At 63.6% G+C, this 22,025-nt stretch carries 19 protein-coding genes and 1 tRNA gene; 7 read left to right on the top strand and 13 right to left on the bottom strand.

Going from position 1 to position 22,025, the window contains the following annotated elements; all coding sequences use genetic code 11:
* The first annotated feature begins 281 nt into the window (after window positions 1-281).
* Window positions 282-1,907, top strand: coding sequence for an alpha-glucosidase family protein (locus BUA26_RS03750; RefSeq protein WP_072757989.1), 1,626 nt, complete (start codon window positions 282-284; stop codon window positions 1,905-1,907).
* 14 nt (window positions 1,908-1,921) lie between these two features.
* On the top strand, window positions 1,922-2,920 hold the full coding sequence (locus tag BUA26_RS03745) for an alpha/beta hydrolase (RefSeq protein WP_255368147.1): 999 nt from the start codon (window positions 1,922-1,924) through the stop codon (window positions 2,918-2,920).
* Between the two features lie 740 nt (window positions 2,921-3,660).
* Here BUA26_RS03745 and BUA26_RS03740 read toward each other — a convergent pair.
* The 7 genes from BUA26_RS03740 to BUA26_RS03710 form a co-directional block, all read right to left on the bottom strand.
* Complete coding sequence (locus BUA26_RS03740) at window positions 3,661-5,316, bottom strand: M28 family metallopeptidase (protein WP_072757985.1); 1,656 nt, start codon at window positions 5,314-5,316, stop codon at window positions 3,661-3,663.
* 119 nt (window positions 5,317-5,435) lie between these two features.
* Window positions 5,436-5,864: a PepSY domain-containing protein gene (locus BUA26_RS03735; RefSeq protein WP_072757983.1), complete on the bottom strand. Its 429-nt coding sequence runs from the start codon at window positions 5,862-5,864 to the stop codon at window positions 5,436-5,438.
* Window positions 5,865-5,975: 111 nt separating this feature from the next.
* Window positions 5,976-7,061 carry an ACR3 family arsenite efflux transporter gene (gene arsB / locus BUA26_RS03730; protein WP_072757982.1) on the bottom strand — a complete coding sequence of 362 codons (1,086 nt, stop codon included), beginning with the start codon at window positions 7,059-7,061 and terminating at the stop codon, window positions 5,976-5,978.
* Window positions 7,051-7,560 carry an arsenate reductase ArsC gene (locus BUA26_RS03725; protein ID WP_072757980.1) on the bottom strand — a complete coding sequence of 170 codons (510 nt, stop codon included), beginning with the start codon at window positions 7,558-7,560 and terminating at the stop codon, window positions 7,051-7,053. The genes arsB and BUA26_RS03725 overlap by 11 nt, the downstream gene beginning before the upstream one ends.
* 7 nt (window positions 7,561-7,567) lie before the next feature.
* A complete protein-coding gene (locus tag BUA26_RS03720) occupies window positions 7,568-8,032 on the bottom strand; it encodes an ArsI/CadI family heavy metal resistance metalloenzyme (protein ID WP_072757978.1) in 465 nt (154 codons plus the stop codon).
* Complete coding sequence (locus BUA26_RS03715; RefSeq protein ID WP_255368145.1) at window positions 8,029-8,409, bottom strand: metalloregulator ArsR/SmtB family transcription factor; 381 nt, start codon at window positions 8,407-8,409, stop codon at window positions 8,029-8,031. Before BUA26_RS03715 ends, BUA26_RS03720 begins: the two co-directional genes overlap by 4 nt.
* A gap of 101 nt (window positions 8,410-8,510) precedes the next feature.
* Window positions 8,511-8,810: a hypothetical protein gene (locus BUA26_RS03710; RefSeq protein ID WP_072757974.1), complete on the bottom strand. Its 300-nt coding sequence runs from the start codon at window positions 8,808-8,810 to the stop codon at window positions 8,511-8,513.
* Between the two features lie 310 nt (window positions 8,811-9,120).
* On the opposite strand from BUA26_RS03710, the gene BUA26_RS03705 reads away from it, so the two are divergent.
* The 4 genes from BUA26_RS03705 to BUA26_RS03690 all read left to right on the top strand — a co-directional run bounded on the left by BUA26_RS03705 (window position 9,121) and on the right by BUA26_RS03690 (window position 16,881).
* On the top strand, window positions 9,121-10,611 hold the full coding sequence (locus BUA26_RS03705; RefSeq protein WP_072757972.1) for an efflux transporter outer membrane subunit: 1,491 nt from the start codon (window positions 9,121-9,123) through the stop codon (window positions 10,609-10,611).
* Window positions 10,601-11,767: an efflux RND transporter periplasmic adaptor subunit gene (locus BUA26_RS03700; RefSeq protein ID WP_072757971.1), complete on the top strand. Its 1,167-nt coding sequence runs from the start codon at window positions 10,601-10,603 to the stop codon at window positions 11,765-11,767. The genes BUA26_RS03705 and BUA26_RS03700 overlap by 11 nt, the downstream gene beginning before the upstream one ends.
* Complete coding sequence (locus BUA26_RS03695) at window positions 11,764-14,889, top strand: efflux RND transporter permease subunit (protein ID WP_072757969.1); 3,126 nt, start codon at window positions 11,764-11,766, stop codon at window positions 14,887-14,889. Before BUA26_RS03700 ends, BUA26_RS03695 begins: the two co-directional genes overlap by 4 nt.
* Window positions 14,890-15,222: 333 nt before the next feature.
* On the top strand, window positions 15,223-16,881 hold the full coding sequence (locus BUA26_RS03690; protein WP_178368527.1) for an MASE1 domain-containing protein: 1,659 nt from the start codon (window positions 15,223-15,225) through the stop codon (window positions 16,879-16,881).
* 9 nt (window positions 16,882-16,890) lie between these two features.
* Here the strand turns inward: BUA26_RS03690 and BUA26_RS03685 are convergent, their stop codons facing one another.
* The 6 genes from BUA26_RS03685 to ftsY form a co-directional block, all read right to left on the bottom strand.
* Window positions 16,891-17,343, bottom strand: coding sequence for a hypothetical protein (locus tag BUA26_RS03685; protein ID WP_083572857.1), 453 nt, complete (start codon window positions 17,341-17,343; stop codon window positions 16,891-16,893).
* Window positions 17,344-17,514: 171 nt separating this feature from the next.
* A tRNA-Phe gene (locus tag BUA26_RS03680) sits at window positions 17,515-17,590 on the bottom strand.
* 83 nt (window positions 17,591-17,673) lie between these two features.
* Window positions 17,674-17,952, bottom strand: a complete 279-nt coding sequence (locus tag BUA26_RS03675; RefSeq protein ID WP_072757965.1) for an oxidative damage protection protein — start codon at window positions 17,950-17,952, stop codon at window positions 17,674-17,676.
* 97 nt (window positions 17,953-18,049) lie between these two features.
* Window positions 18,050-19,102: an A/G-specific adenine glycosylase gene (mutY, locus tag BUA26_RS03670; RefSeq protein ID WP_072757963.1), complete on the bottom strand. Its 1,053-nt coding sequence runs from the start codon at window positions 19,100-19,102 to the stop codon at window positions 18,050-18,052.
* Window positions 19,099-20,166, bottom strand: a complete 1,068-nt coding sequence (locus tag BUA26_RS03665) for an AsmA family protein (protein WP_072757961.1) — start codon at window positions 20,164-20,166, stop codon at window positions 19,099-19,101. The genes mutY and BUA26_RS03665 overlap by 4 nt, the downstream gene beginning before the upstream one ends.
* Before the next feature lie 22 nt (window positions 20,167-20,188).
* On the bottom strand, window positions 20,189-21,328 hold the full coding sequence (gene ftsY, locus BUA26_RS03660; RefSeq protein ID WP_072757958.1) for a signal recognition particle-docking protein FtsY: 1,140 nt from the start codon (window positions 21,326-21,328) through the stop codon (window positions 20,189-20,191).
* A 104-nt stretch (window positions 21,329-21,432) separates the two neighbouring features.
* Between ftsY and rsmD the strand changes: the two genes are divergently transcribed.
* Window positions 21,433-22,014: a 16S rRNA (guanine(966)-N(2))-methyltransferase RsmD gene (gene rsmD, locus BUA26_RS03655; RefSeq protein ID WP_072757957.1), complete on the top strand. Its 582-nt coding sequence runs from the start codon at window positions 21,433-21,435 to the stop codon at window positions 22,012-22,014.
* The last annotated feature ends 11 nt before the right edge of the window (window positions 22,015-22,025 follow it).

Here is a 22,025-nt window from a genome sequence, read left to right as displayed (position 1 = left end):
TGGCGACATCGTCGATACTGCGTCGGCGAGGCATGTCCGGGCGCGTCGCATATGTGTCTACGCCAGCATCAGAAGCCGTCGCGCGCCATTTCGCCGATTTTCATATGGACGTCCAAATCTCTGTGCCGTCCCTATGTTGCAATGCGATAGCTGCCGCCCATGAATACGTATGCACTGTCGCGGCTGCACCCGCATGCAGCCGGTAAGCTGCCGCACAAGCTGCGAAAGCACCGCTTCTGGCGCGTCGCTTCGACTCGGGCAAGAACTTACGGGACATGCGAATGAGTGATGCACCCTGGTGGCGCGGAGCCGTCACCTACCAGATCTACCCGCGCAGTTTTCTGGATACCGACGATAACGGCGTGGGCGATCTGCCGGGCATTATCGAGCGGCTCGACTACGTGGCCAGCCTTGGCGTCGACGCGATCTGGATCGCACCGTTCTTCAAATCCCCGATGGCCGACTTCGGTTACGACATCGCCGACTATCGCGACGTCGATCCGCTGTTCGGCACGCTGGCGGATTTCGATCGCCTGCTGGCCAAGGCGCACGATCTCGGCCTCAAGGTGATGATCGATCAGGTGCTCAGCCACACCTCGATCGAGCATGCCTGGTTCAAGGAAAGCCGCGAGAGTCGCGACAACCCGAAGGCGGATTGGTACGTGTGGGCCGATGCGAAGGACGACGGCAGCGCACCGAACAACTGGCTGTCGCTGTTCGGCGGTTCGGCATGGCAGTGGGAGCCGCGGCGCGGGCAGTACTATCTGCACAATTTCCTGACCTCGCAGCCGGATCTGAATTTCCATCACCCCGAGGTACGCGCGGCGATTCTCGACAGCGTGCGCTTCTGGCTGGACAAGGGCGTGGACGGCGTGCGTCTGGATGCGATCAACTTCTGCTTCCACGACCGCGAGTTGCGCGACAACCCGCCCAAGCCGAAAGAGAAGCGGGTGGGCCGCGGCTTCAGCCCGGACAATCCTTACGCGTTCCAGTATCACTATTACAACAACACGCGACCGGAGAACCTGGGGTTTCTCGGCGAGCTGCGCGCGTTGATGGACCGCTATCAGGATGTGGCTGCGCTGGGCGAAATCTCCTCCGAGGATTCGCTGGCCACGATGGCCGAATACACCCGGCATGGCCGCCTGCACATGGGCTACAGCTTCGAGCTGTTGACCGACGATTTCAGCGCCGCCCACATCCGCGGCACGGTGCAGGCGCTGGAAGCGCAGATGACCGAAGGCTGGCCGTGCTGGGCGATTTCCAACCACGATGTCGAGCGTGTGCTGACGCGCTGGGGCAGGGGCCAGCCCTCGACCCAGCTCGCCAACCTGCTTACGGCGATGGTCTGTTCGCTGCGCGGTTCGGTGTGCGTCTACCAGGGCGAGGAACTGGGCTTGACCGAGGCCGACGTGCCGTACGAATCGCTGCAAGACCCTTATGGCATCGCTTTCTGGCCGCAGTTCAAGGGTCGCGACGGCTGTCGCACGCCGATGCCGTGGAGCGACGACGAGGCCCATGCCGGCTTCAGCCGTGGCATGCCATGGCTGCCGGTGCCGCAGGAGCATCGCGCGCTGGCGGTGACCAGGCAGGAGACCGACCCGCATTCGGTATTGAACGGTTTCCGCACCTTCATGCACTGGCGCCAGTCGCAACCGGCACTGCGCTGGGGCGACATCGAGTTCATCGACACTGTCGAGCCGGTATTGGCGTTCACTCGCCGATTTGACGGCCAGACCACGCTGGTCGTGTTCAATCTGGCCGATGCCGCCGTCGACATCCGCTTGCCCGCGACGTTCGGCGTGCCGCATCGACTGGACGGTCATGGTCTGCTGCAAGGACATTTCGACGGCAGCGAGCTGCAACTGCCGGGCCACGGCGTATGGTTCGCCAGCGTAGAGCGATGAATCCGGCGTTTCGCGTGATCCGTCGTCACGCTGCTGCATGCGTGCTGTGGGGTGTGCTGTTGGCCGGTGGTATCTGCCCGGCCATGGCATCGAACACACCGCATGTGCAGCTCGCCGAGAGTACGGTCGTACAGCTGCAGCTCGATGCGCCGGCATTTGCACCGGAAAAGCTGAAAGTCACGGTCTACCTGCCGCCGGATTACGCCCGCACCCGCCGCCGCTATCCGGTGCTGTATGCGAACGATGGCCAGGACATGGCCGCGGTGGGCCTGCAGTCGACGCTGGCAGGACTCTACCGGTTGCATACGATCGAGCCAGTCATCGTGGTCGCGATCGACATGCTGGCCGATCGCGCCAGCGCGTACGGGTTGTCCGACCGCATTGCCTCGCACAGTCTCGTCGGCGGTTCACCCATCGGTCCGATCGGCACGCGGGCGCAGGATTATTCCGCCTGGGTCGCCAGTGCGCTGGTGCCGTACATCGACGCGCACTACCGCACGCGCAAGTCCCCGCGCGAACGCACGATGCTGGGCTGGTCGCTGGGCGCACTGAACGCGTTCAATCTCGGCTGGCAGTATCCGGAGGTGTTCGGCCGGGTCGGCGCATTCTCGCCGTCGTTCTGGCTCGCGGCGGACCGCACGAACGCCACGACGGTGCAGCACACGCGGCTGGCGCAAGCGATGGTCGACCGTGGCGGCAAGCGGGCCGGTCTGAAGATGTGGTTTGCGGTGGGTACGGCGGAGGAGACCAAGGATCGCGATGGCGACGGCGTCAACGACACCGTCGACGACGTGCAGGATTTGCTTGGAGGCTACCGCGGCGCCGATGGCTTCCACGCCCGCGGCCTGAAGCAGCTCGGCTATTCGGTCGACATGGATTACGCGAAGCACCCGTCGCGGCTTGCGGATGCGTCGCTGTTCCAGCTGCAAGGCGGCGTACACAACCAGGCGTCATGGAAACAGATGTTGCCGCCATTCCTGTTGTGGGCTTACGGCCGGCATCCCGTCGAATAAATGTGTGCAGGAGCCCGCCGGCGGGCGATGCTCTTGCTCATTTTTGTTGATTAAGTGCAGAGCTTTCACCCTCCTGCGGAGGGCGAGTTACTTCTCTTTTGCTTGTCCAAAAGAGAAGTAACCAAGAGAAAACGACCCCCCGCTTACGCGCTTGCCGGGCTTCCTGCCCGGCAAGTCCGCGGGCGGGTGGCGGGGTTTGTCGACAGCACATCCTGTGCTGACGCCAAACTGGCCGGCATCCGTGCCGACCACCCTGCGGGCTGTTCCTCCACCCACCCGCCGCTGCAGAGGGGCCCCGGGTAGAGCAGCAGGCCATCGTGGCCTGCACTTTTCAGAAGAGCCAGAGCAACAGCAGAGCGAGGCTTTGCTTCGCCTCGGCTTTTCACCGAGTGCGGGCCAGGAAGGCCCGCGGCTCTACCCGGGGCCCCTGTGCGGCGGTGAGACGGGGACGACAGGCCGCGCAGCGGGAGTCGACACGGAGGTCGACTCCTTTTCGTCAGGGCAGGAGCCCTGTCGAAAAGCCCGGCCCCGGCTCACGGACTTGCCGCCCAGGGATGGGCGGCAAGCGCCAAGCGGGGTGGCCTTTCTCTTTGGTTATCTTTCTCTTTGGCCACACAAAGAGAAAGTAACTCGGGCGCCAACGGCGCACGAAAGCTCTTGCTTCAAATCAACCAACCAACAGAGAACAACGCCATCGCGACTGAAGTCGCTCCCACAAAAAAAAGCGGGCAGCGCGAAGGTTACTTCCGCTCTGCCGCCGTCTTGTCGCGAATGCCACGGAATTCCGAATCAGGGCTCCAGTTCGGCCATGCATCGGAATTCGCCAGATCGTGGCCGACCGTGTAGAGCAGTTGCAGGTCGCGCGCCATGCCGGTGAACGGCCAGCCGGCCTGCCATTCGTCGGCGGGCTGGTGATAGCGCTTGGCGATGTAGTCGTCCTCCGCAGCCTTGCCGGCGGCGAGGCCACCGTCGATCCAGTCGTTGCCCGACTCGAACGAGATCGCCGGCACGCCACGCTTGGCGAACGAGAAATGATCGGAACGGAAGAAACTGCCAGCCTCCGGCTTCGGGTCCGGCGCGTAGGTCATGTTGAAGGTTTTCGCGTCGGCGATCAGGTCGTCCAGCAGGCCAAGTTTGGCAATGCCGGAAATGGTGAAATTGCGCGCGGGGCCGTGTGGATCGAGCGCATCGACGTTGATCACGCCGGCGGTCTTCGCGAGCGGATAGAGCGGTTTCGACGCGTAGTATTCGGAGCCGAGCAGGCCTTTTTCCTCGGCGGTGACATTGAGGAATACCACCGAACGCTCGGGCCGGGATCCTTGCGCGAACGCCCGGGCCATTTCGATCAACGCCGCTGTGCCGGTAGCGTTGTCGACCGCGCCGTTGTAGATGCGGTCGCCCTTGGCGTCGGGTGCGCCGACGCCAAGATGATCCCAGTGCGCGCTGTAGATCACGGTCTCGTCCGGACGCTTGCTGCCTTCGATGCGACCGACGATGTTGTGCGAGGTGACTATGCTCGTGTCGACCTTGAAGCTGGCCGACAGGCTCTCGCCTTTCAATATCACCGGCTTGAATTCGCGCGTCTGCGCTTCCTTCTTCAAGGCATCGAAATCCAGCCCGGCGTGCTTGAACATCTGCACCGCCAGATCGCGCTGGATCCAGCCTTCCAGTTTGGGATGTACCGCGGAGGGCTTGTCGCGCACGATGTCGAACATGGCGTTGGTGTTGGAGTTCTTCACCGTGGCCCAGCCGTAGGAGGCCGGCGCGGTCTCGTGCACCACCAGCATGCCCAGCGCGCCCTGCCGCGCGGCCTCCTCGTATTTGTAGGTCCAGCGGCCGTAGTAAGTCATCGCCTTGCCGCCGAAGTCACCCTTGCCGGTCTCGAAGTCCGGATCGTTGACCAGCACCACCGCGATCTTGCCGTGCAGGTCGACGCCCTTGAAGTCGTCCCAGCGGCGCTCGGGCGCCTTCACGCCGTAGCCCACGAACACCAGTGGCGCGTTGGCGATCGACACCGCGGTCGAGCCGTCCATGGGTGCGCGTATCGCCATCTGTTCGCCCTGGCTCAACGCCTCGCTCTTGCCGTCGAGGTCGAGTGTCAGCGCCGGTGTGCCGATGATCTGGCTGCGCCGTAATGGCACGGCCTGGGTCCACGCACGCTTGCCGTCTTTCAGATCGCCGCCGGGCTGCAAGCCAGCGGCTTTCATCTGCGTCACCATGTAGTCGATGGTTTTCGTTTCGGCGGGCGTGGCCGGGCCACGGCCTTCGAACGCATCCGAGGACAGCGTTTTGACCTCGGCGGACAGCCGCCCGGTACTGAAGGTGGGCAAGGTGCCGGCGGCCAGCGCGACGGGGCACGCGGCCACGAGCAAGGTGTAGAGGAGCAATCGTTTCACGGAGTCACCGATCGGGGGTGGGGGACTCCGATACTAAGTGAGCATTCGGCGCGCGGTCCATCCGTCGGCGGCCGGTGCGTGCGGGGCCGCCGACGGTATGGCCGTCCATCTTTCCTGCATCAGTCGGTGCCGATCACCTTGCCGGTATCCGCGTCGATCTTGAGTTTGACGCTGTTGCCGGACGGGTTATGAGCCTTGGCTTTCCAGATGCCGTCGTCGAAGTCCACATCATGCACATGGGTATAACCCTGGGCCTCCAGCGCCGCGCGTACGTCCTGCTTGCTCAGCTTCGAAACCAGCTTGTCGGGATAGACCTGGCCGGTCTTGGCGTCGATGCGCAGATCCACTCTGTCGCCGTTGGCGCTCCTGGCCTCGGTACGCCACATGCCGTCCTTGAACTTCAGCTCGTGGATCTTGGTATAGCCCTGCGCGGTGAGCTCGCTTTGCACCTGCGGTTCGGTCATCGCCTGTTGTTGTGCCATGGCGATGCCGGGCAGCGAGAGCGCGCCAAAAGTCAGGGCGAGAGTCAGTGCAGAGATCTTGTTCATTGACCGTACCTCGTTGCTTGCAGGAAGCCTGAGTCTTAGCCGCATCATGCAAACGTGCGGTGAATCCTCGCAGCGAGACTGAATCGCGGCTGACATCGGCGGCGCGGTATGTCAGCTGCGCACCGGCGCGGGCGCAGGTTGCTCGTCGAACCAGTGTCCCGTGCGGTTGACGATGCGCACCACCGACAGCATCACCGGCACTTCCACCAGCACGCCGACCACGGTCGCCAGCGCAGCGCCCGAGCGCAGCCCGAAGATGCTGATGGCTGCCGCTACCGCCAGTTCGAAGAAGTTGCTGGCGCCGATCAGCGCGGCGGGCCCGGCTACGCAGTGCGGCACCTTCAGCCAGCGGCTGAGGCCGTAGGCGATGCCGGCGTTGAGATATACCTGGATGATGATGGGCACGGCCAGCAGCGCGATGATCAGCGGCTGCGCAAGGATCGCCTCCCCCTGAAAACCGAACAGCAGGATCAGCGTGGCGAGCAGGGCGGCGGTCGACCATGGGTCGATGCGACGCAGCGCCGTATCGAGCGCGACTTGTCCGCGACGCCGCAGCAGCCATCCACGCCACAGTTGCGCAGTGATCACCGGTACCACGATGTACAGCAGCACCGACAGCAGCAACGTGCCCCACGGTACATGGATCGACGCTACGCCCAGCAGCAATGCCACGATCGGCGCGAACGCGACCACCATGATGCTGTCGTTGAGCGCCACCTGCGCCAGTGTGAAATTCGGCTCGCCACCGCACAGCCGTGACCACACGAAGACCATCGCCGTGCACGGCGCGGCCGCCAGCAGTATCAATCCCGCGATATACGCATCGTGTTGCCCCACGGGCAGCCAGGCGGCGAATACGTGCCGGATAAACAGCCAGCCCAGCAACGCCATCGAGAACGGCTTGATCGCCCAGTTCACCAGCAAGGTGATGCCGATGCCGCGTACCTGGTGTCGCACGCCCGCGAGTTGCGCGAAGTCGACCTTGAGCAGCATCGGCACGATCATCAGCCACACCAGCGCGGCCACCGGCAGGTTGATGTGCTGCACTTCGGCCGCCGCCAGCATTGCGAAGATGCCTGGAAAGAGATGGCCAAGTGCTATGCCGGTGACGATGCACAGCGCGACCCACGCGCTCAGGTAGCGCGCGAAGAATCCGATCTTTGGCGACGGCACCACCGCGACGGCTTCACTGTTCACGGCTGGCTGCCGTCTGGCCGATGGCGCGCAGTTCCCGCTGCGTCGCCAGATGATCGAGTTTTTCCAGTGGCAGCGCCAGCAACAGATCGATGCGTCGGCGCAGCATCAGCCAGGCCGACTGGAACGCACGTCGGCGCCCCTCTTCGTCGCTATCGACCGCCACCGGATCAGGCACGCCCCAATGTGCGGTGACCGGCTGGCCGGGCCAGATCGGGCACACCTCGCCGGCGGCGTTGTCGCAGACGGTGATCACCATGTCGATCGCTGGTGAGTCGGTTTGTGCAAACTCGTCCCAGCTCTTGCTGCGCAGCGGCTCCGTGTAGCCGAATGCACGTGCCAGCTCGGCGGCGATCGGCTGCACCCGGCCGCTGGGGAAGCTGCCCGCGCTGTACGCGTGGAACCGGCCTTTGCCGAGTACGTTGAGCAAGGCTTCGGCCATCACGCTGCGCGCGGAGTTGCCGGTGCACAGGAAGAGCACGTTGTACGGTTGAGTGCGCATGGTTATCTCAGCAGCAGTTCGCGTTCGGTCCGCATGAAGCGGCGGCTTTGGTATCGGGTGCCTGGCCGCAGCACGAGGCGCCGGTTTCGTTCGGTGCGCCGGTATAGGCGGTGGCTTCGCCGTGCGTGTGGAAACTTTCCCAGCGAATGCCTTGCGGATCTTCGGCCCAGAACTTGTCGGAGTGGGCGTAGCAGCAAGTTGTGCCTTTTTCCGCCAGCGCAACAGCATCGGCAGCGTGCAGCCGTTCACCGATCGCGGCGAGTTCAGCAGCGTCTTCTGCCTGCAGGCCGAGATGATCCACGCCGGTCTGGCGGTCGCGCTGCGAGATCGCAAAGTTGACCCGCGGATCGTCCAGCATCCACTTCGCGTAATCCGGTTTGACCACGCTGGGCGCGGTGCCGAAGAGGGTCGTGTAGAAACGGATGCTGCTGTCGAGCTGGTCGACGTTCACGTGCACATGGAAGCGTTTCATCGTTTTCTCCTTGCCGGTTGGCATGTCGTGGCGGGCGCGCAGCCGGCCGCAGCCGAACCTGCACAGCAGTTTTCGGTGAGGAAGCCGAGCAGGGCGTTCATCTGCGGATAGTTCGCGCGGCACTGGATCACCCGCCCGCGTCGCTCGTCGCTGACCATGCCGGCCCGGCGCAGGATGTGTAGATGGTTGGTCAGCGTTGCGCCGGCCAGACCGGTCGCCGCGGCCAACTCGCCCACTGCCATGCCTTCTTCGCCGGCCTGCACCAGCAGGCGGTACAGATTCAGGCGATGCTCCTGGGCGAGTGCGTTGAGGCAGGTGAGGGCATCTATTGATTTCATATTTCTAGAATTACGGAAATATAAAACGGAGTCAAGCACACATTTCCCGGTCGGGCATGAGGATATGGATCAGGTCGTCGAAGGGACTTGCATGGAGATACGGGGCGATGGCCGGGCATCGCGATCAGGTTCGTCGGCACTCAACCAGCGTTCGGCACTTCCGCGATCTTGCGCATCCGTCGGGGCTTCGCCTGCGCCGCGGCGATGAGCTGTTGCAAGTAGGCAATGCCTTCTTCCTCGGGGAAGAAAGCGACGACGTCCCCGACGGTCAGGTCATGCCGTTTGCGCAGCACAAGGAACTCCTCGCGCGCCATCGCCAGACGCTGGGCTGCCGCCGCCTTCTTGCCCAGCGGCTTGGCGGGTTGCTGTTTTTCGACCTTGCGTTCTAGTTTGGCGAGTTCTTCCTGGAACTGGCGGAAGTCGTATTTCTGGGTGCTCATGGGCTATGAGTGTCATCAATGGGTAGCCGATTTTGGCACGTCGCTCGGGTGCTGCGGAGTGATGGAGGGGGATATTTGAAACCATGACCTTCAGCATGGCTTTCGCCGGCAATTGATACGATATATCGTTGCATTCCGGTGGCCTCATTCTCGAAGAAACGCTCGCATGAACAAGACGTGGGTCGATGTGCCTGCCAAGACCCGAGGAGCAAGAGGTGAGGCGATGGCGAAAGTTTCGTCTGAGGCTCATGCCATCTCATCGCACGTATCGCCTTTCATCGCGCGGTCTTTGATCAGAGTTTCTGTCTGCTTGTTGCTTGCCGGTTGCGCCGTTGGTCCCGACTTCAAGAAGCCTGCCGCGCCGGATGTCAGCGATTACACCTCGCATCCGCTTTCGACCACGGCCAGCAGCGCGAACGTCGTCGGTGGTGAAGCCCAGCGCTTCAATAAGGGGGGCGACATACCGGGCGATTGGTGGGCGCTGTTTCATTCCCGGCCGCTGAATGCGTTGATCGAACAATCGCTAGTCAGCAATCACGACCTCAAGGCAGCACAGGCGGCGCTGGCGGTGGCCAGGGAAAATACACTGGCGGGGCGGGGCGCCCACTATCCCAGCGTCACGGCGGGATTTTCGGCCAGCCGACAACAGGATCCGCCCGGTGCGCTCGCACCGGTGCCCAGCAACAACGCCTTTCTGTACAACCTGTTCACTCCGCAGGTCAGCGTCTCGTATGCGCCCGATGTGTTCGGGCTGAACCGTCGCACGGTGGAGTCGTTGAAGGCGCAGGAGCAGGCCGTCGGCTATCAGATGATCGCGGCGCAAATCACCTTGAGCGCGAATGTGGTGGCCGCCGCGGTCCAGCAGGCCTCGTTGCAGGCGCAGATCGACGCGACGCACAGGTTGATCGACATCAATACCCACATGCTGCAGATACTGCGTTACCAGCATGCCAAGGGTTACGTCGGCCGGCTGGATGTTGCCGCGCAGGAATCGCAGCTCGCGCAAGTCGCCGCCACGCTGCCGACGCTGGTCAAGCAACTGGATCAGCAGCAGCACCTGCTCGCCATTCTGGCTGGCCACTTCCCAGGCCAGGCACCGGCTGAAAAATTCGAGCTCGCGGATTTGCAGTTGCCCCGGGAACTGCCGCTGAGCCTGCCTTCGCAACTCGTGGCGCAACGTCCGGACGTGTTGCAGGCCGAGGCGAATATGCACGCTGCCAGCGCACAGATCGGCGTCACCACGGCGAATCGGTTGCCGAATATCCAGTTGACCGCAAATGCCGGCAGCACGGCGCTGGCGATCGGCGACGTTTTCAAGTCGGGTACCGGCTTCTGGAATCTGGGTGCGGCCGTGACGGCGCCGATTTTTCAGGGCGGCACATTGCTGCATCAGCAGCGCGCCGCGAAGGCGGCCTATGTGCAGGCGGCCGAGCAATATCGCAGCACCGTGCTCACCGCATTCCAGAACGTCGCCGACACCTTGACCGCGCTCGAGCAGGATGCCGAAGGCCTGAAAGCGGCGGCGGCTGCCGCCGATGCCGCCAAGGTCACGCTGGATCTGTCGCAGCGTCAATGGAAGGCCGGCTATGCCAGCTACCTTTCGCTATTGAGTGCCGAACAGGCCGACCAGCAGTCGCAGATCGCGCTGGTGCAGGCGCAAGCCAATCGGTATGCCGACACGGCCGCCTTGTTCCAAGCACTTGGCGGCGGCTGGTGGCATCGCGCGGAATCAGGTCGGGCCGATTCGATCAAGGCAGATCCGAACAAGGCCGATTCAACCAAGGCTGAAAATGAAAAGTGAATTCATACGTGGGAGCAGATTCCCGCTCGCTCTTGCCGTTACCTCGCTGGCCATCGCGATGTTGTGCAGCGGCTGCTCGTCCAAGCCTGAAGACAGCGTGCAGGCGGCCGCCGTAACGGCCAGCAACGTGACGTTGACTGCGGCCCAACGCCAACACATCCATCTCTACACGGTGGCGCCGTCCATGTTCAGCAAGACGGTCGAGACCACCGGCACGGTGGACTTCGACAACGACCAGGCGACCAGTGTGCTGGCGCCGTTCTCCGGCCCGGTGTCGCGGCTGCTGGTCGCGCCCGGCGACAAAGTGAAGAAGGGCGACCCGCTGGCAGTCGTGGAATCACCGGACTTTTCGGCGGCCACCAGCGCTTACAGCAAGGCCCTTGTCACCGCGAGGAACGCCCGCCGGCTTGCCGATGCGGACAAGGATCTGGTCCAGCATGACGGTGTTTCCCAGCGCGAACAGCAACAGGCGCAGACCGACGCCACCAATGCCGAGGCCGACCGCGACGCTGCGCTGCAGGCGCTGGTATCGCTGAACGTCGACCCGAAGACCATCAAGGACATCCAGGCCGGTAGGCCGGTGTCGCGCGTCGAGGGCACGATACGTTCGCCAATCACCGGCACCGTCGTGGAAAAGCTGATCACGCCCGGCCAACTCCTGCAGGCCGGCACCACGCCGTGCTTCACCGTGGCCGATCTTTCGCGCGTCTGGGTGATGGCGCAGATTTCCGGTTCCGAGCTGGCGTCGGTCAGCGTTGGCGATACGGCGGAAGTGACGACTGGTGTCGCATCGAAAAGCATTTCCGGCACCGTGGACAACATATCGGCGCTGGTGAACCCCGATACGCGTGCGGTGGTGGCTCGGGTAGTCGTCGACAACCGGGGCGATTTCCTCAAGAAGCAGATGTATGTCGGTGTGCGAATCCAATCGCGCCAGCAAAGCAGCGGGCTGCTGGTGCCGGTGTCGGCGATTCTGCGTGACGACGAGAACCTGCCGTTCGCATATACCACCGAGCGCGACGGCAGCTTTGCGCGGCGGCATGTGACGCTGGGCTATCGCTCCGGCGACCGCTACCAGATTGCCGACGGGCTCAAGGCGGGCGATCAGGTCGTGGCCGATGGCGGCATCTTCATGCAGTTCATGCAAAGCCAATGAGCGACCAATTGCCTCACAGCGGGTCGCCGTCGCGCACGGCTTCGTTCATGAACCGGATCGTCTCCGCGTCTCTGGTGCAGCCCTTTTTAATCATCCTGCTCACGCTGGTGCTGACCGGCGCCGGCACGCGCTCGCTGCAGCGCCTGCCGGTGGATGCCTATCCCGATCTTTCGCCGCCTAGCGTCGAACTGGTCACCCAGTGGCCCGGGCACGCTGCCGAGGAAGTAGAGCGCCTGATCACCGTGCCAGTCGAGCTCGGCATGAACGGCATACCGAAGACGACCAATACGCGCTCCGTCTCGCTGTACGGGCTGTCCCACGTCGTCATCACGTTTCAGACCGGCACCGACAACAACTTCGCCCGACAGGAAGTTTTCAACCGGCTGGGCGATCTCAGCCTGCCGAGCGGCGTGACGCCATCGGTATCGCCGCTTGCCTCGCCCTCGGGCCTGATCTATCGGTACGTGCTGCAAAGCTCGGATCGGTCGCCGATGGAGCTCAAGACACTCGAAGACTGGACCATCGAGCCTCAGTACCGATCCGTTCCCGGCGTGGCGGATGATTCGGGATTTGGCGGTGGCACCATGCAATACCAGGTGCTGCTCGATCAGGCGAAGATCGCCGGGGTCGGCCTGTCCGCTACGCAGGTGGAAGCCGCGTTGGCGGCCAACAACGGCAACGCCGGTGGCGGCTTCTATTCGCAAGGCGGCCAGTTCTACTACGTGCGCGGCGAGGGGCGGCTGAGCACGCTGGAGGACATCGGCAACGTGGTGCTGGCGGTGCATAACGGCATCCCGGTGCTGCTGAAGGACGTCGGCCGCGTGGTCATCGGCATCGCCCCCCGGCTGGGCGAATTCGGCTTCGAGAAACAGGACGATGCGGTGGAGGGCGTGATCTTCCTGCGCACGGGCGAAAAAACCCAGGACGTTCTGCAGCGGGTCGAAGCAAAGACCAAGGAACTCAACGATCACGTGCTGCCCAAGGACGTCAAGATCCATCCGTTCTACGACCGCAGCGACCTGGTCGCGGTGACCACGCAGATCGTCGAGCAGAACCTCCTGCGCGGCATGTTCCTGGTCGTGGTGATCCTGATTTTCTTTCTCTACGATTTCCGCGCTGGCCTGATCGTCGCCACCACCATCCCGCTGGCCTTGCTGTTCGCGTTCATCTGTCTCGATCTGCAGAACGCATCAGCCAACCTGCTTTCCATCGGCGCGGTGGATTTCGGCATCCTGGTCGATGGCGCGGTAGTGATGGTGGAAAACATTTTCCGCCAGATCGCCGAGCGCAAGGGCACGCCGCTCAACATCCGGGAAATCATCGTCGACGCGGCAGCGGAAGTGGATCGCCCGATCTTCTACGCCGTCGCGGTGATCGTGGTCAGCTTTCTGCCGATCTATGTTCTGTCCGGGCCTTCCGGGACGTTGTTCAAGCCGATGGCCGATACGATGGTGTTCGCGCTGGTCGGTTCGCTGATCGTCACGCTGACGCTGTTGCCGGTACTGTGCGCGTGGCTGATGCGCAAGGGCGTGCGCGAGCGGCGCAACGGCGTTTTCGAGGCGATCAAATCGGTCTACATCAAGGGCCTGGATTTCTGCCTCGCCCGCAAGTGGGGGACGACGTTCGCCTCGGTCATCCTGCTGGCCGGTTCGCTGCTGTTGATCCCGCGCATCGGCGCTGAGTTCATGCCGCAACTGGATGAGGGCGCGCTATGGGTGCGCGCCACCATGCCTTACACCATCTCGTTCGACGAGTCGGCCAAGATCGTGCCCAAGATACGCGAGATCCTGGGCTCGTTCCCCGAAGTCACCACGGTTGCCTCTGAACATGGCCGGCCCGACGACGGTACGGATTCGACCGGCTTCTTCAATGCCGAGTTCTACGTGGGCCTCAAGCCGTACTCGCAATGGACCAGCGGCTATCGCACCAAGCCCGAGTTGATCGCGGCGATCAACAAGAAGCTGGAGGCCTTTCCAGGCATCGTCTTCAATTACACCCAGCCGGCCGAGGATGCGGTGGACGAGGCCGAGACGGGTCTGAAAAGTGCGCTGGCTGTGAAGGTATTCGGTTCCGACCTGGATACGCTCCAACAAAAGGGTAAAGCGATCAAGAAGGTGCTGGAAAACGTGCGCGGCATCCGCGACGTGACCCTGGTGAAGGAACTCGGACAGCCCAGCCTGAGCATCAAGATCAACCGCACTGCGATTGCCCGCTATGGCTTGAACGTGGCCGACATCAACGGGTTGATCACGACCGCCATCGGTGGCGACGTGGCGACCCAGGTGGTGCAGCAGGAAAAGCAGTTCGACCTTGTCGTTCGACTCGAACGCCAGTACCGGAACAATCCCGAGGAAATCGGCAACATCCTGATGGCCACGCCAGCCGGTCAGCAGATTCCGCTCAAGGAGCTGGCGGATATCCAGGTGATCAACGGCGCCTCGTTCATCTACCGCCAGGACAATTCACGCTACATCGGCGTGCAGTTCTCGGTGGAGGGACGCGATCTGGCCGGCGCGGTGGAAGATGCCATCGCGCAAGTCGACAAGAAGGTCGATCTGCCGCAGGGCTACCGCCTGGATTGGGGCGGCGAATACTCCGAATACACGGCTTCGCGTGCACAGCTGAATGTGATACTGCCGCTCACCTTGTCGCTGATCTTCCTGCTGCTGTTCACTCTCTATAGCAATTTCAAATTTCCATTCATCACCGTGCTCGGCGTGCTGCTGTCGGCGCCGGTAGGCGGCATCGTGGCGTTGTGGATCACCGGCACCCCGTTCTCGGTTTCTTCCGGCATCGGCTTTCTCGCCCTGTTCGGCGTCTCGGTGCAGACGGCCGTTGTCTACATCTCCTACGTCAACGAACTTCGCCGCGGCGGCATCACCCTGGACGAGGCTATCCGCGAAGCGGCGATCCTGCGCCTGCGTCCGATCATGATGACCGCCCTGGTGGCGGCACTCGGCCTGCTGCCCGCGGCACTGGCCACTGGTGTAGGTACCGATACCCAGCGGCCGTTCGCCCTGGTCATTGTCAGCGGACTGTTTACCCGACTGCTGATCAGCATCTTCCTGATGCCTGCGCTGTATGCGCTGGTGGCGCGGCCGGATGACCGTCTGGAGGTATGAATCGGCCTGCAGGAATTAGGCCACCGTTTTGCACAGTCGGCCGATTTTACGAACGGTGCCGCCCTGGCTGAAGTTGCCAGTTCGAGCGGCATCGTCGGGCCCGCCGTTCGGGAGGCTTCAGAGCCGGATACAGATCCTGAATGAGCTCGCCGTGAAGGGAGGAGCATTGCAGCGGAGGCGCCGGTGTAGGACTATGGGGCGGGGAGTTTTTTTGGGCGGTTCGCTTCGTGTGTGGGTTCGCAGTTTCGATGCGATTTCACAGGCATGATCATGAGCGGGGCACGGTCCCAAATCGTTGTTGCCGTAGGGATGTCTGATCATCGAGGGCACCGGATGAATCATGGAATGCGAAGGAATGTATGGCTGCGCCACGGCGCGGTAGCGTTGGCCTATGCGCTCGGGTATGTGCTGCTGCGGCAGGTATCATGGTCGCACTGGGAGCTATTCGCCGGCTATCGCCTGTCTGTGTTGTTGCTTGTGCCTTACCGCTATTGGCCCGCGCTGGTGATTGGCGAATTGGGCCCTCTGGCTTACGCCAGCCTTTCGTGTGCTGAAACCTTCGGCTGGCTCTGGTCAAGCCTCATGCTGGTGCCGCCGATTGCTCTTGCCATGCCTGTGGTCAAGGCGTGCCGTGACCGTTTGAACATGATTCCGGATCGTGGCCCGGTGCACATGGGCGTCTTGCTGGTATGCACGTTGGTGGTTTCCGGACTGTGGACCCTAGTGAACGTCGTCATTCTTCCGACAGCGAACGTTCCTCCCGGCTCTGCGCCCATAAATTATGGAGTGGTAGCTTCAAGGTGGTTCATCGGAAGCTACCTGGGCATCCTGACGCTGGTACCTCTGGTGCTAATGGTGTGGGAGGGGCGGCCGAAGCGGGCCGAGCTCTGGCTGCATACCGTCGAAAGCGCCTTGCGTGGGCGTTTAGGCGTCGAGACGGCAGCATTCGTGTTGCCCGCGCTGGCACTGCTCATCTGGATTGCGCTGGACGCCTCCGGCGAAGGTTCACGGCAGGTGGCGCGGATGCTGATGTTCCTGCCGGTCATCTGGCTCGCGCTGCGCCGTGGCTGGCATGGCGCTGCGGTCGGCGGCGCGATCGCCAGCATCGCGGTGGTAGTGACGATGCCTGCACTCTACGACACGTCGACGCTGCAGGCTGAGGTTTTTGTGGCCTTTGCCACCACGTCGATGCTGCTGTTCGGAAGCCGGATTGCCCAACTGCATCAGCAGAAGGGGCAAGGCACCGAACATGAGGACAAATCCCTCGATCTGGCGCGTCGCATTCAGGCACAGTGCGAAGCGCAGCTGCGCCAGACCTCGCTTGGGATCGAGCAGGCGAGTGAAGCCGTACACGCAACCGACGAACTGTTGTTCGAGCGGCAGCTCCGGCCCACGGCGGATTCCCGTGAGCTGCGGCGCCGGGCAACGGCGGCCAGGGAGCAGTTGTTCCAGCTCGCGGATGGCTTGCATCCGGTGGCCCTGCGTGAGCGCGGTCTGGTGGCCGCGCTGCGCCACGGTGGCATCGCGCGAACCCTCAACAGCCGCCGCATCGGCTATTGGTGCCAGACGCGTGGCGGAATCAATCAGCTGTCCGACACCTTGCAACTGGCGATCCACCGGCTGGTGTGCGAGGGGGTCAGCTATCTGTGTACCACGCATAGCATCGGCGATCTCACGGTTCACCTGCGCAGCGGCCGGCACGCCGGTCGGCGCTGGGCGGTAGTCCGCATCGACGCGCTATTTTCGACTGACTCGGATCTGAGGGTGCGTGGCAGCTTCATGCTTCACCGGCTGGCCGCAAGCGGCCTTGGTCTGGACGCAATCAAGGATCGCGCAGCGCTCCATGAAGGCAGGGTTCGCGTTCGCGCCACGGAGCATGGTGAGTGCATAAGTGTGCTGGTGCACGAACCCGACCCCCAACAGGTGCGTGCGGTGGAGCGAGTGGTGCCGGAGAAGCGCACCACCCTTGTTGAGTTTCTCAATATCCGCTGATCCTCAATATCAGTTGAGGTGCGTAGTGCACTCGACCGGATCGGTGCAAGGCGCCGCCTGGAAAAGCATCGTGCCACTGGTTTGGGGCGCGGCCGTAACCTGTACCGAGCCGTCCTGATAGACGGTCACGCCCGTCGTGGACGTCGTGCTGGAGGAGCCGTCCTGCGGTGTTTGAAGGTTCTTCGCATTGCCCATCGGCAGCGGCAGAAACACGCCATTCGCCGTGGCCACGGCCACCAGGACATTGCCCGCATAGTCGTTGACCTGGATGTATTTCACACCTGAATTCGTCCAAGTATAGACGTGATAACCGGGCGCGCGACTCACATCGGTCGCATCGGTGGGCCATGCGCTGCCCAGTCCGGTATTCGGTTGCTGCTGCGCCACGGCAGGTCCGGCGAGCGTGATGGCCATCAGCCCCACGAGCAACGCCGCTGGAACGGCGAATCCTTTTCGATTCATCTGAGTATCCCCTTCGTTGTGGTTGCGGGCCGAATGTAGCACTGTTGGTAACGGACAAAACGTGTCATGCGGCATGACTTCAGTGCACCTGGGAGTGCTCGGTAGCGTAGGTTTCGCGACGTACAAACGAAAAAACCCACTCGCGAAAGTGGGCTCGGGTATCGCTGTACATGGTGGCCGAGGACGGAATCGAACCGCCGACACGGGGATTTTCAATCCCCTGCTCTACCAACTGAGCTACTCGGCCGGAAACCTTGTAATCATGGGACAGCCGCGCGGGTTGCCGATGATGCGTGGAGCCGCGCATTAGACCGAATGCGCGGCGTTTCGTCAAGACTCGGCGTCGGGAGCAGTGAAGCCGGAGGCCTTGGCGAAATCGCCGCCGAACAGGAATTTCTCCATTTCTTCGCCAAGGTACTTGCGTGCTTTCGGGTCGAGCGGATTGAGCCGGTATTCGTTGATCAGGGTGGTCTGATGGGCCAGCCACTGTTGCCACGCGGGCTTGGATATCTCGGCATAGATGCGCTGGCCGAGCGGACCGGGCCAGGGAGCGAAATCGAGACCTTCGGCGTCGATGCCGAGTTTGGCGCAGTGGACGATGCGGCTCATGGGTTTTCCTCGGGGACTTATGGGTGCCTGTAGGAGCGCACCTTGTGCACGATGCTCTTCGTCACCCATAAAAAAGCATCGCGCAAAAGGTGCGCTCCTACACGATGGTCTGGAGCAAGGTGCGCACCGGGGCCGGCAGTCCCAGCGCAGCCAGCTCGGTGCTGCTGCACCAGCGCAGTTGCGGATTATCGGCGATGCCGCGCTGCGCTGTCGCCCGGTCGAACAGCAGCGGCTCGATGTTCAGCCGATAATGGCTGAATACGTGGGTGAATGGCGTCAGGATTTGCGCGTCGTCGACCTGCGCATGCTGTTGCGCCGTACGCCACGCAGCATTCGGGTCGGCCGCTTCCGGCAGGCTCCAAAGGCCCGACCACACGCCTTGCGGTCCGCGCCGCTCGAGCAGCACGCGGCCTTGGGCGTCGCGCAGGATCAGCATCACGGTGGCGCGGGTGGGAATGGATTTGCCCGGTTTGCGGCTGGGTAGCAGTGCGGTGAGGTCGTCGCGGTACGCGGTGCAGTCGCCGGCCAGCGGGCAGTCTTCGCAACGTGGGCGCGTGCGCACGCAAAGCGTAGCGCCCAGGTCCATGATTGCCTGGGTGTAGTCGGCGACGCGGCTGGTCGGTGTATGGGTTTCGGCGTGCAGCCACAGCCGTTTTTCCACCGCGCTTTCGCCGGGATGGCCATGGATGCCGTGATAGCGGGTGAGCACGCGCTTGACGTTGCCGTCGAGGATGGCGAAACGCAGTCCGTGTGCCTGCGCCAGGATCGCGCCGGCGGTGGAGCGGCCGATGCCGGGCAGGGCGCGCAGCGCATCGAAGTCGCGCGGCAGTTCGCCATCATGTTGTTCGACGCAGATCTGCGCGGCGTGGTGCAGGAAGCGTGCACGACGGTAGTAGCCGAGCCCCGACCACAGCGCCAGCACGGTGTCCTCGTCGGCATCGGCGAGATCGCGCAGCGTCGGCAGCGCGCCGATGAAGCGTTCGAAATAGCCGATGACGGTGGCGACCTGGGTTTGCTGCAGCATCACCTCGGACAGCCATACGCGATAGGCGTCGCGTCGGCCGTTGTCGAGCGCACGCTGCCACGGCAGATCCTTGCGGCCGTGCTGGTCGAACCAGCGCAGCAGGCGAGTGGCGAGGGTTGTGCTCATGGCTTCTTGCTGACGGCGGGTTTCGCAGGTGCGGCAGCGGTGCCGGCGGCTGCAGGGACGTTGTCGCCGGCTTGCACGGTGAGACCTTCGACGCTGACGCTGCCGGTTTCGATTTTGGCGATTTCCGCATGGCCACTCATCGGCGGCACACTCAGTCGCGATACCTGTTCGTCGCCGAGCTGGCTCCACCAGTGCGCCAGTGCCAGCGGTGGCAGGCGCAGGTCGGCATGGTTGTCGGGGCCGTCGAGCTTCAGTGCAAGCAGTAACGGATTGTTCTGGTCGGCCGGTGTCAACGCCAGCGAAACATCGTACTGCCCGGCATCGGCCTGGTCGAGCTTGCCGGTGAAGCGGGCAGCGGCATCGGCGGCGCCGTGCCAATGGGCGTTGCCGGTGAGCGCGAGCGTCATGGCGCTGCCTTGCGACAGATGCAAGGTGATGTTGTCCAGTTGCAATGTGTTGCCTTCGATGCGCGGTGTGGCGGACAGCCGCAGTTGCAGCGGCCTGTTCGCCGCGGTGGTGGCGGACAGGCTGAGCGGAAACGGCTGGCCCGAAATCAGGCTGCCGGCTTCCAGCGCGACGTTGTCGAGCAGAACCTCGTTGCCGCGCACCACGCTGCCGCGATTGATGCTGATGCCGGTGTCGATCCGTGGAATGTTCGGTGGCACGCTTGCCGGCTGTGCGGGCAGGGCGGCCAACCATTCCTGCAACGCGTCCAGATCGACCCTCGGCGAATCGATCTGCAATTGCGAGATCACCGTGGGGCCGCCGAACAGCGTGTGCCAGGGCAGCGCGAGCCGGCCGCGCGCGGCAAGCAGGATCGGCGCATTGGCGCCTTCCGCATTGAGCGTGATGCCGTCGAGATCCAGCGCTGGGCGCGGAAACAGTGTCGGGCTGGCCGGGCTGGCCAGATTCAGTTCGAGCCCGGCCGAGCGGGCCTGAGTCTGCAGCATGCGGGTGAAGCGATCCGGTTGCAGCACCAGATAGACGGCAATGATCGCGACCAGCACCAGCGTCAGCACGAGGCCGCCAAGCACTAGCAGGATCAAGCGCAGTCCGCGCGACATCGCTCAGCCTCGCCGTCGCGGTTCAGTCATGGCCATGCCCGTCGCCAAGGCTGGCCGGCAGCAGCCCGTCGACAAACGCCTCGGCCTCGAACACGCGCAGGTCGGTGGCGGTTTCGCCGAGGCCGACGTAGCGGATCGGCAAACCGAACTCGCGCGCCAGGGCGAACACCACACCGCCTTTGGCGGTGCCGTCGAGCTTGGTCACGACCAGGCCGGTGACGCCGACGATCTGGAGAAATTGGCGCACCTGGTTGACTGCGTTCTGGCCCGTGGTGCCATCGATCACCATCAGCACTTCGTGCGGCGCATCGGTGTCGAGTTTCTTCAGCACGCGGGCGATCTTGCCCAGCTCGTCCATCAGGCCACCCTGGGTGTGCAGGCGACCGGCGGTATCGGCGATCAGCACGTCGATGCCGCGTGAGCGGGCGGCCTGCAATGCATCGAAGATCACGCTGGCGGCGTCGGCATCCTGGCCCTGCGAGATCACCGGCACCTGGTTACGTTCGCCCCAGGTTTTCAGCTGCTCGACAGCGGCGGCACGGAAGGTATCACCCGCGGCCAGCATCACCGCGCGATGCTCGTCACGCCATCTGCGGGCGAGCTTGCCGATGGTCGTGGTCTTGCCGGCGCCGTTGATGCCGACGACGAGTACCACGAACGGTTGCTTCCCTCGCACGTCCAGCGGGTGCGCTACCGGCTTCAACAGCGCTATCAGCGCCTGGCGCAAGGCGGCCAGCAGCGCGGGCGCGTCGGCGAATTCGCGCTTGTGCATGCGCTTGCGCAGGTCTTCGACCAGCTCGCTGCTGGCTTCGACGCCGACATCGGCGGTGATCAAGGTGGTTTCCAGCTCGTCCAGCAGATCGTCGTCGAGCCTGGGATGGCGCACGAACAGCGAACTGAGGCCGCGTGCGAAGGCGTTGCCGGATAACCGTTCGCGCCAGCTGCGCTTGGCTGGCGCCTGCTCTGCCGCAGGTGCGGATTCGATGGTGGGCGCGACGAAACGTTCGGCTTCAGGCTGCATGTCGGCCGGCGCGGGGACTTCCGCCAGCGCTTCATGCAACAGCGGATCCCCGCTTTCCGGCGCGACGGTGTCGGCGGGCTTCTCGCTGGTGGGTTGCGCCGGCCCGGTTTCGGTGGGCTTCTTCTTCCAGAACTTGAGCATTGCGGCAGTGATTCAAAGACAATGAGCGGCATGCTAACACCCCAACCTGTACAGCCCGTTGAGAGTCCGACCGTTGAGCGCCTTGCCGCCGGGGGCGCGACGCCTTGAACAGCGGACGCAAGGCGGCATCGGGGCGGATCCGCATCATCGGCGGCAGCCTGCGCAATTCGCGCCTGGACGTGCCTGATCTGCCGGGCCTGCGACCTACCGCTGACCGGGTGCGCGAGACATTGTTCAACTGGCTGGCGCCGGTGATCGACGGCGCGCGCTGTCTGGATCTGTGTGCCGGCACCGGCGCACTCGGCATCGAGGCGCTGTCGCGCGGGGCGGCCAGCGTACAGTTCGTCGAGCGCGACACACGCGCGGCGCAGGCATTACGCGACAATCTGGCGCGGCTCAAGGCCGCCAACGGCGAAGTGGCGGCGCTCGATGCAGCGCAGTTCCTGCGCGGTGCGCCACGGGTGCAGGATCTGGTCTTTCTCGATCCGCCGTTTGCGCTGGAGCTGTGGCCGGTGCTGACTTTGCAGCTGGAGCAGGGCGGTTGGCTTGCCGCGCAGGCCTGGATATACGTGGAGTCGCCCCGCGCGACCGTGCCGGCTGTGCCGCCGAACTGGCAACTGTACCGGGAGGGCCATGCCGGCGAGGTGCGTTTTGCGCTCTATCGGCGCGCGCTTCCGTTAAGCTAGGGTCAATTTCA

The organism is Rhodanobacter sp. OK091, from assembly GCF_900142825.1.
In the GTDB taxonomy this organism is placed as follows: domain Bacteria; phylum Pseudomonadota; class Gammaproteobacteria; order Xanthomonadales; family Rhodanobacteraceae; genus Rhodanobacter.
Note: the sequence above shows the minus strand (reverse complement) of the source record. Positions and strands in the feature narration are given on the sequence as shown.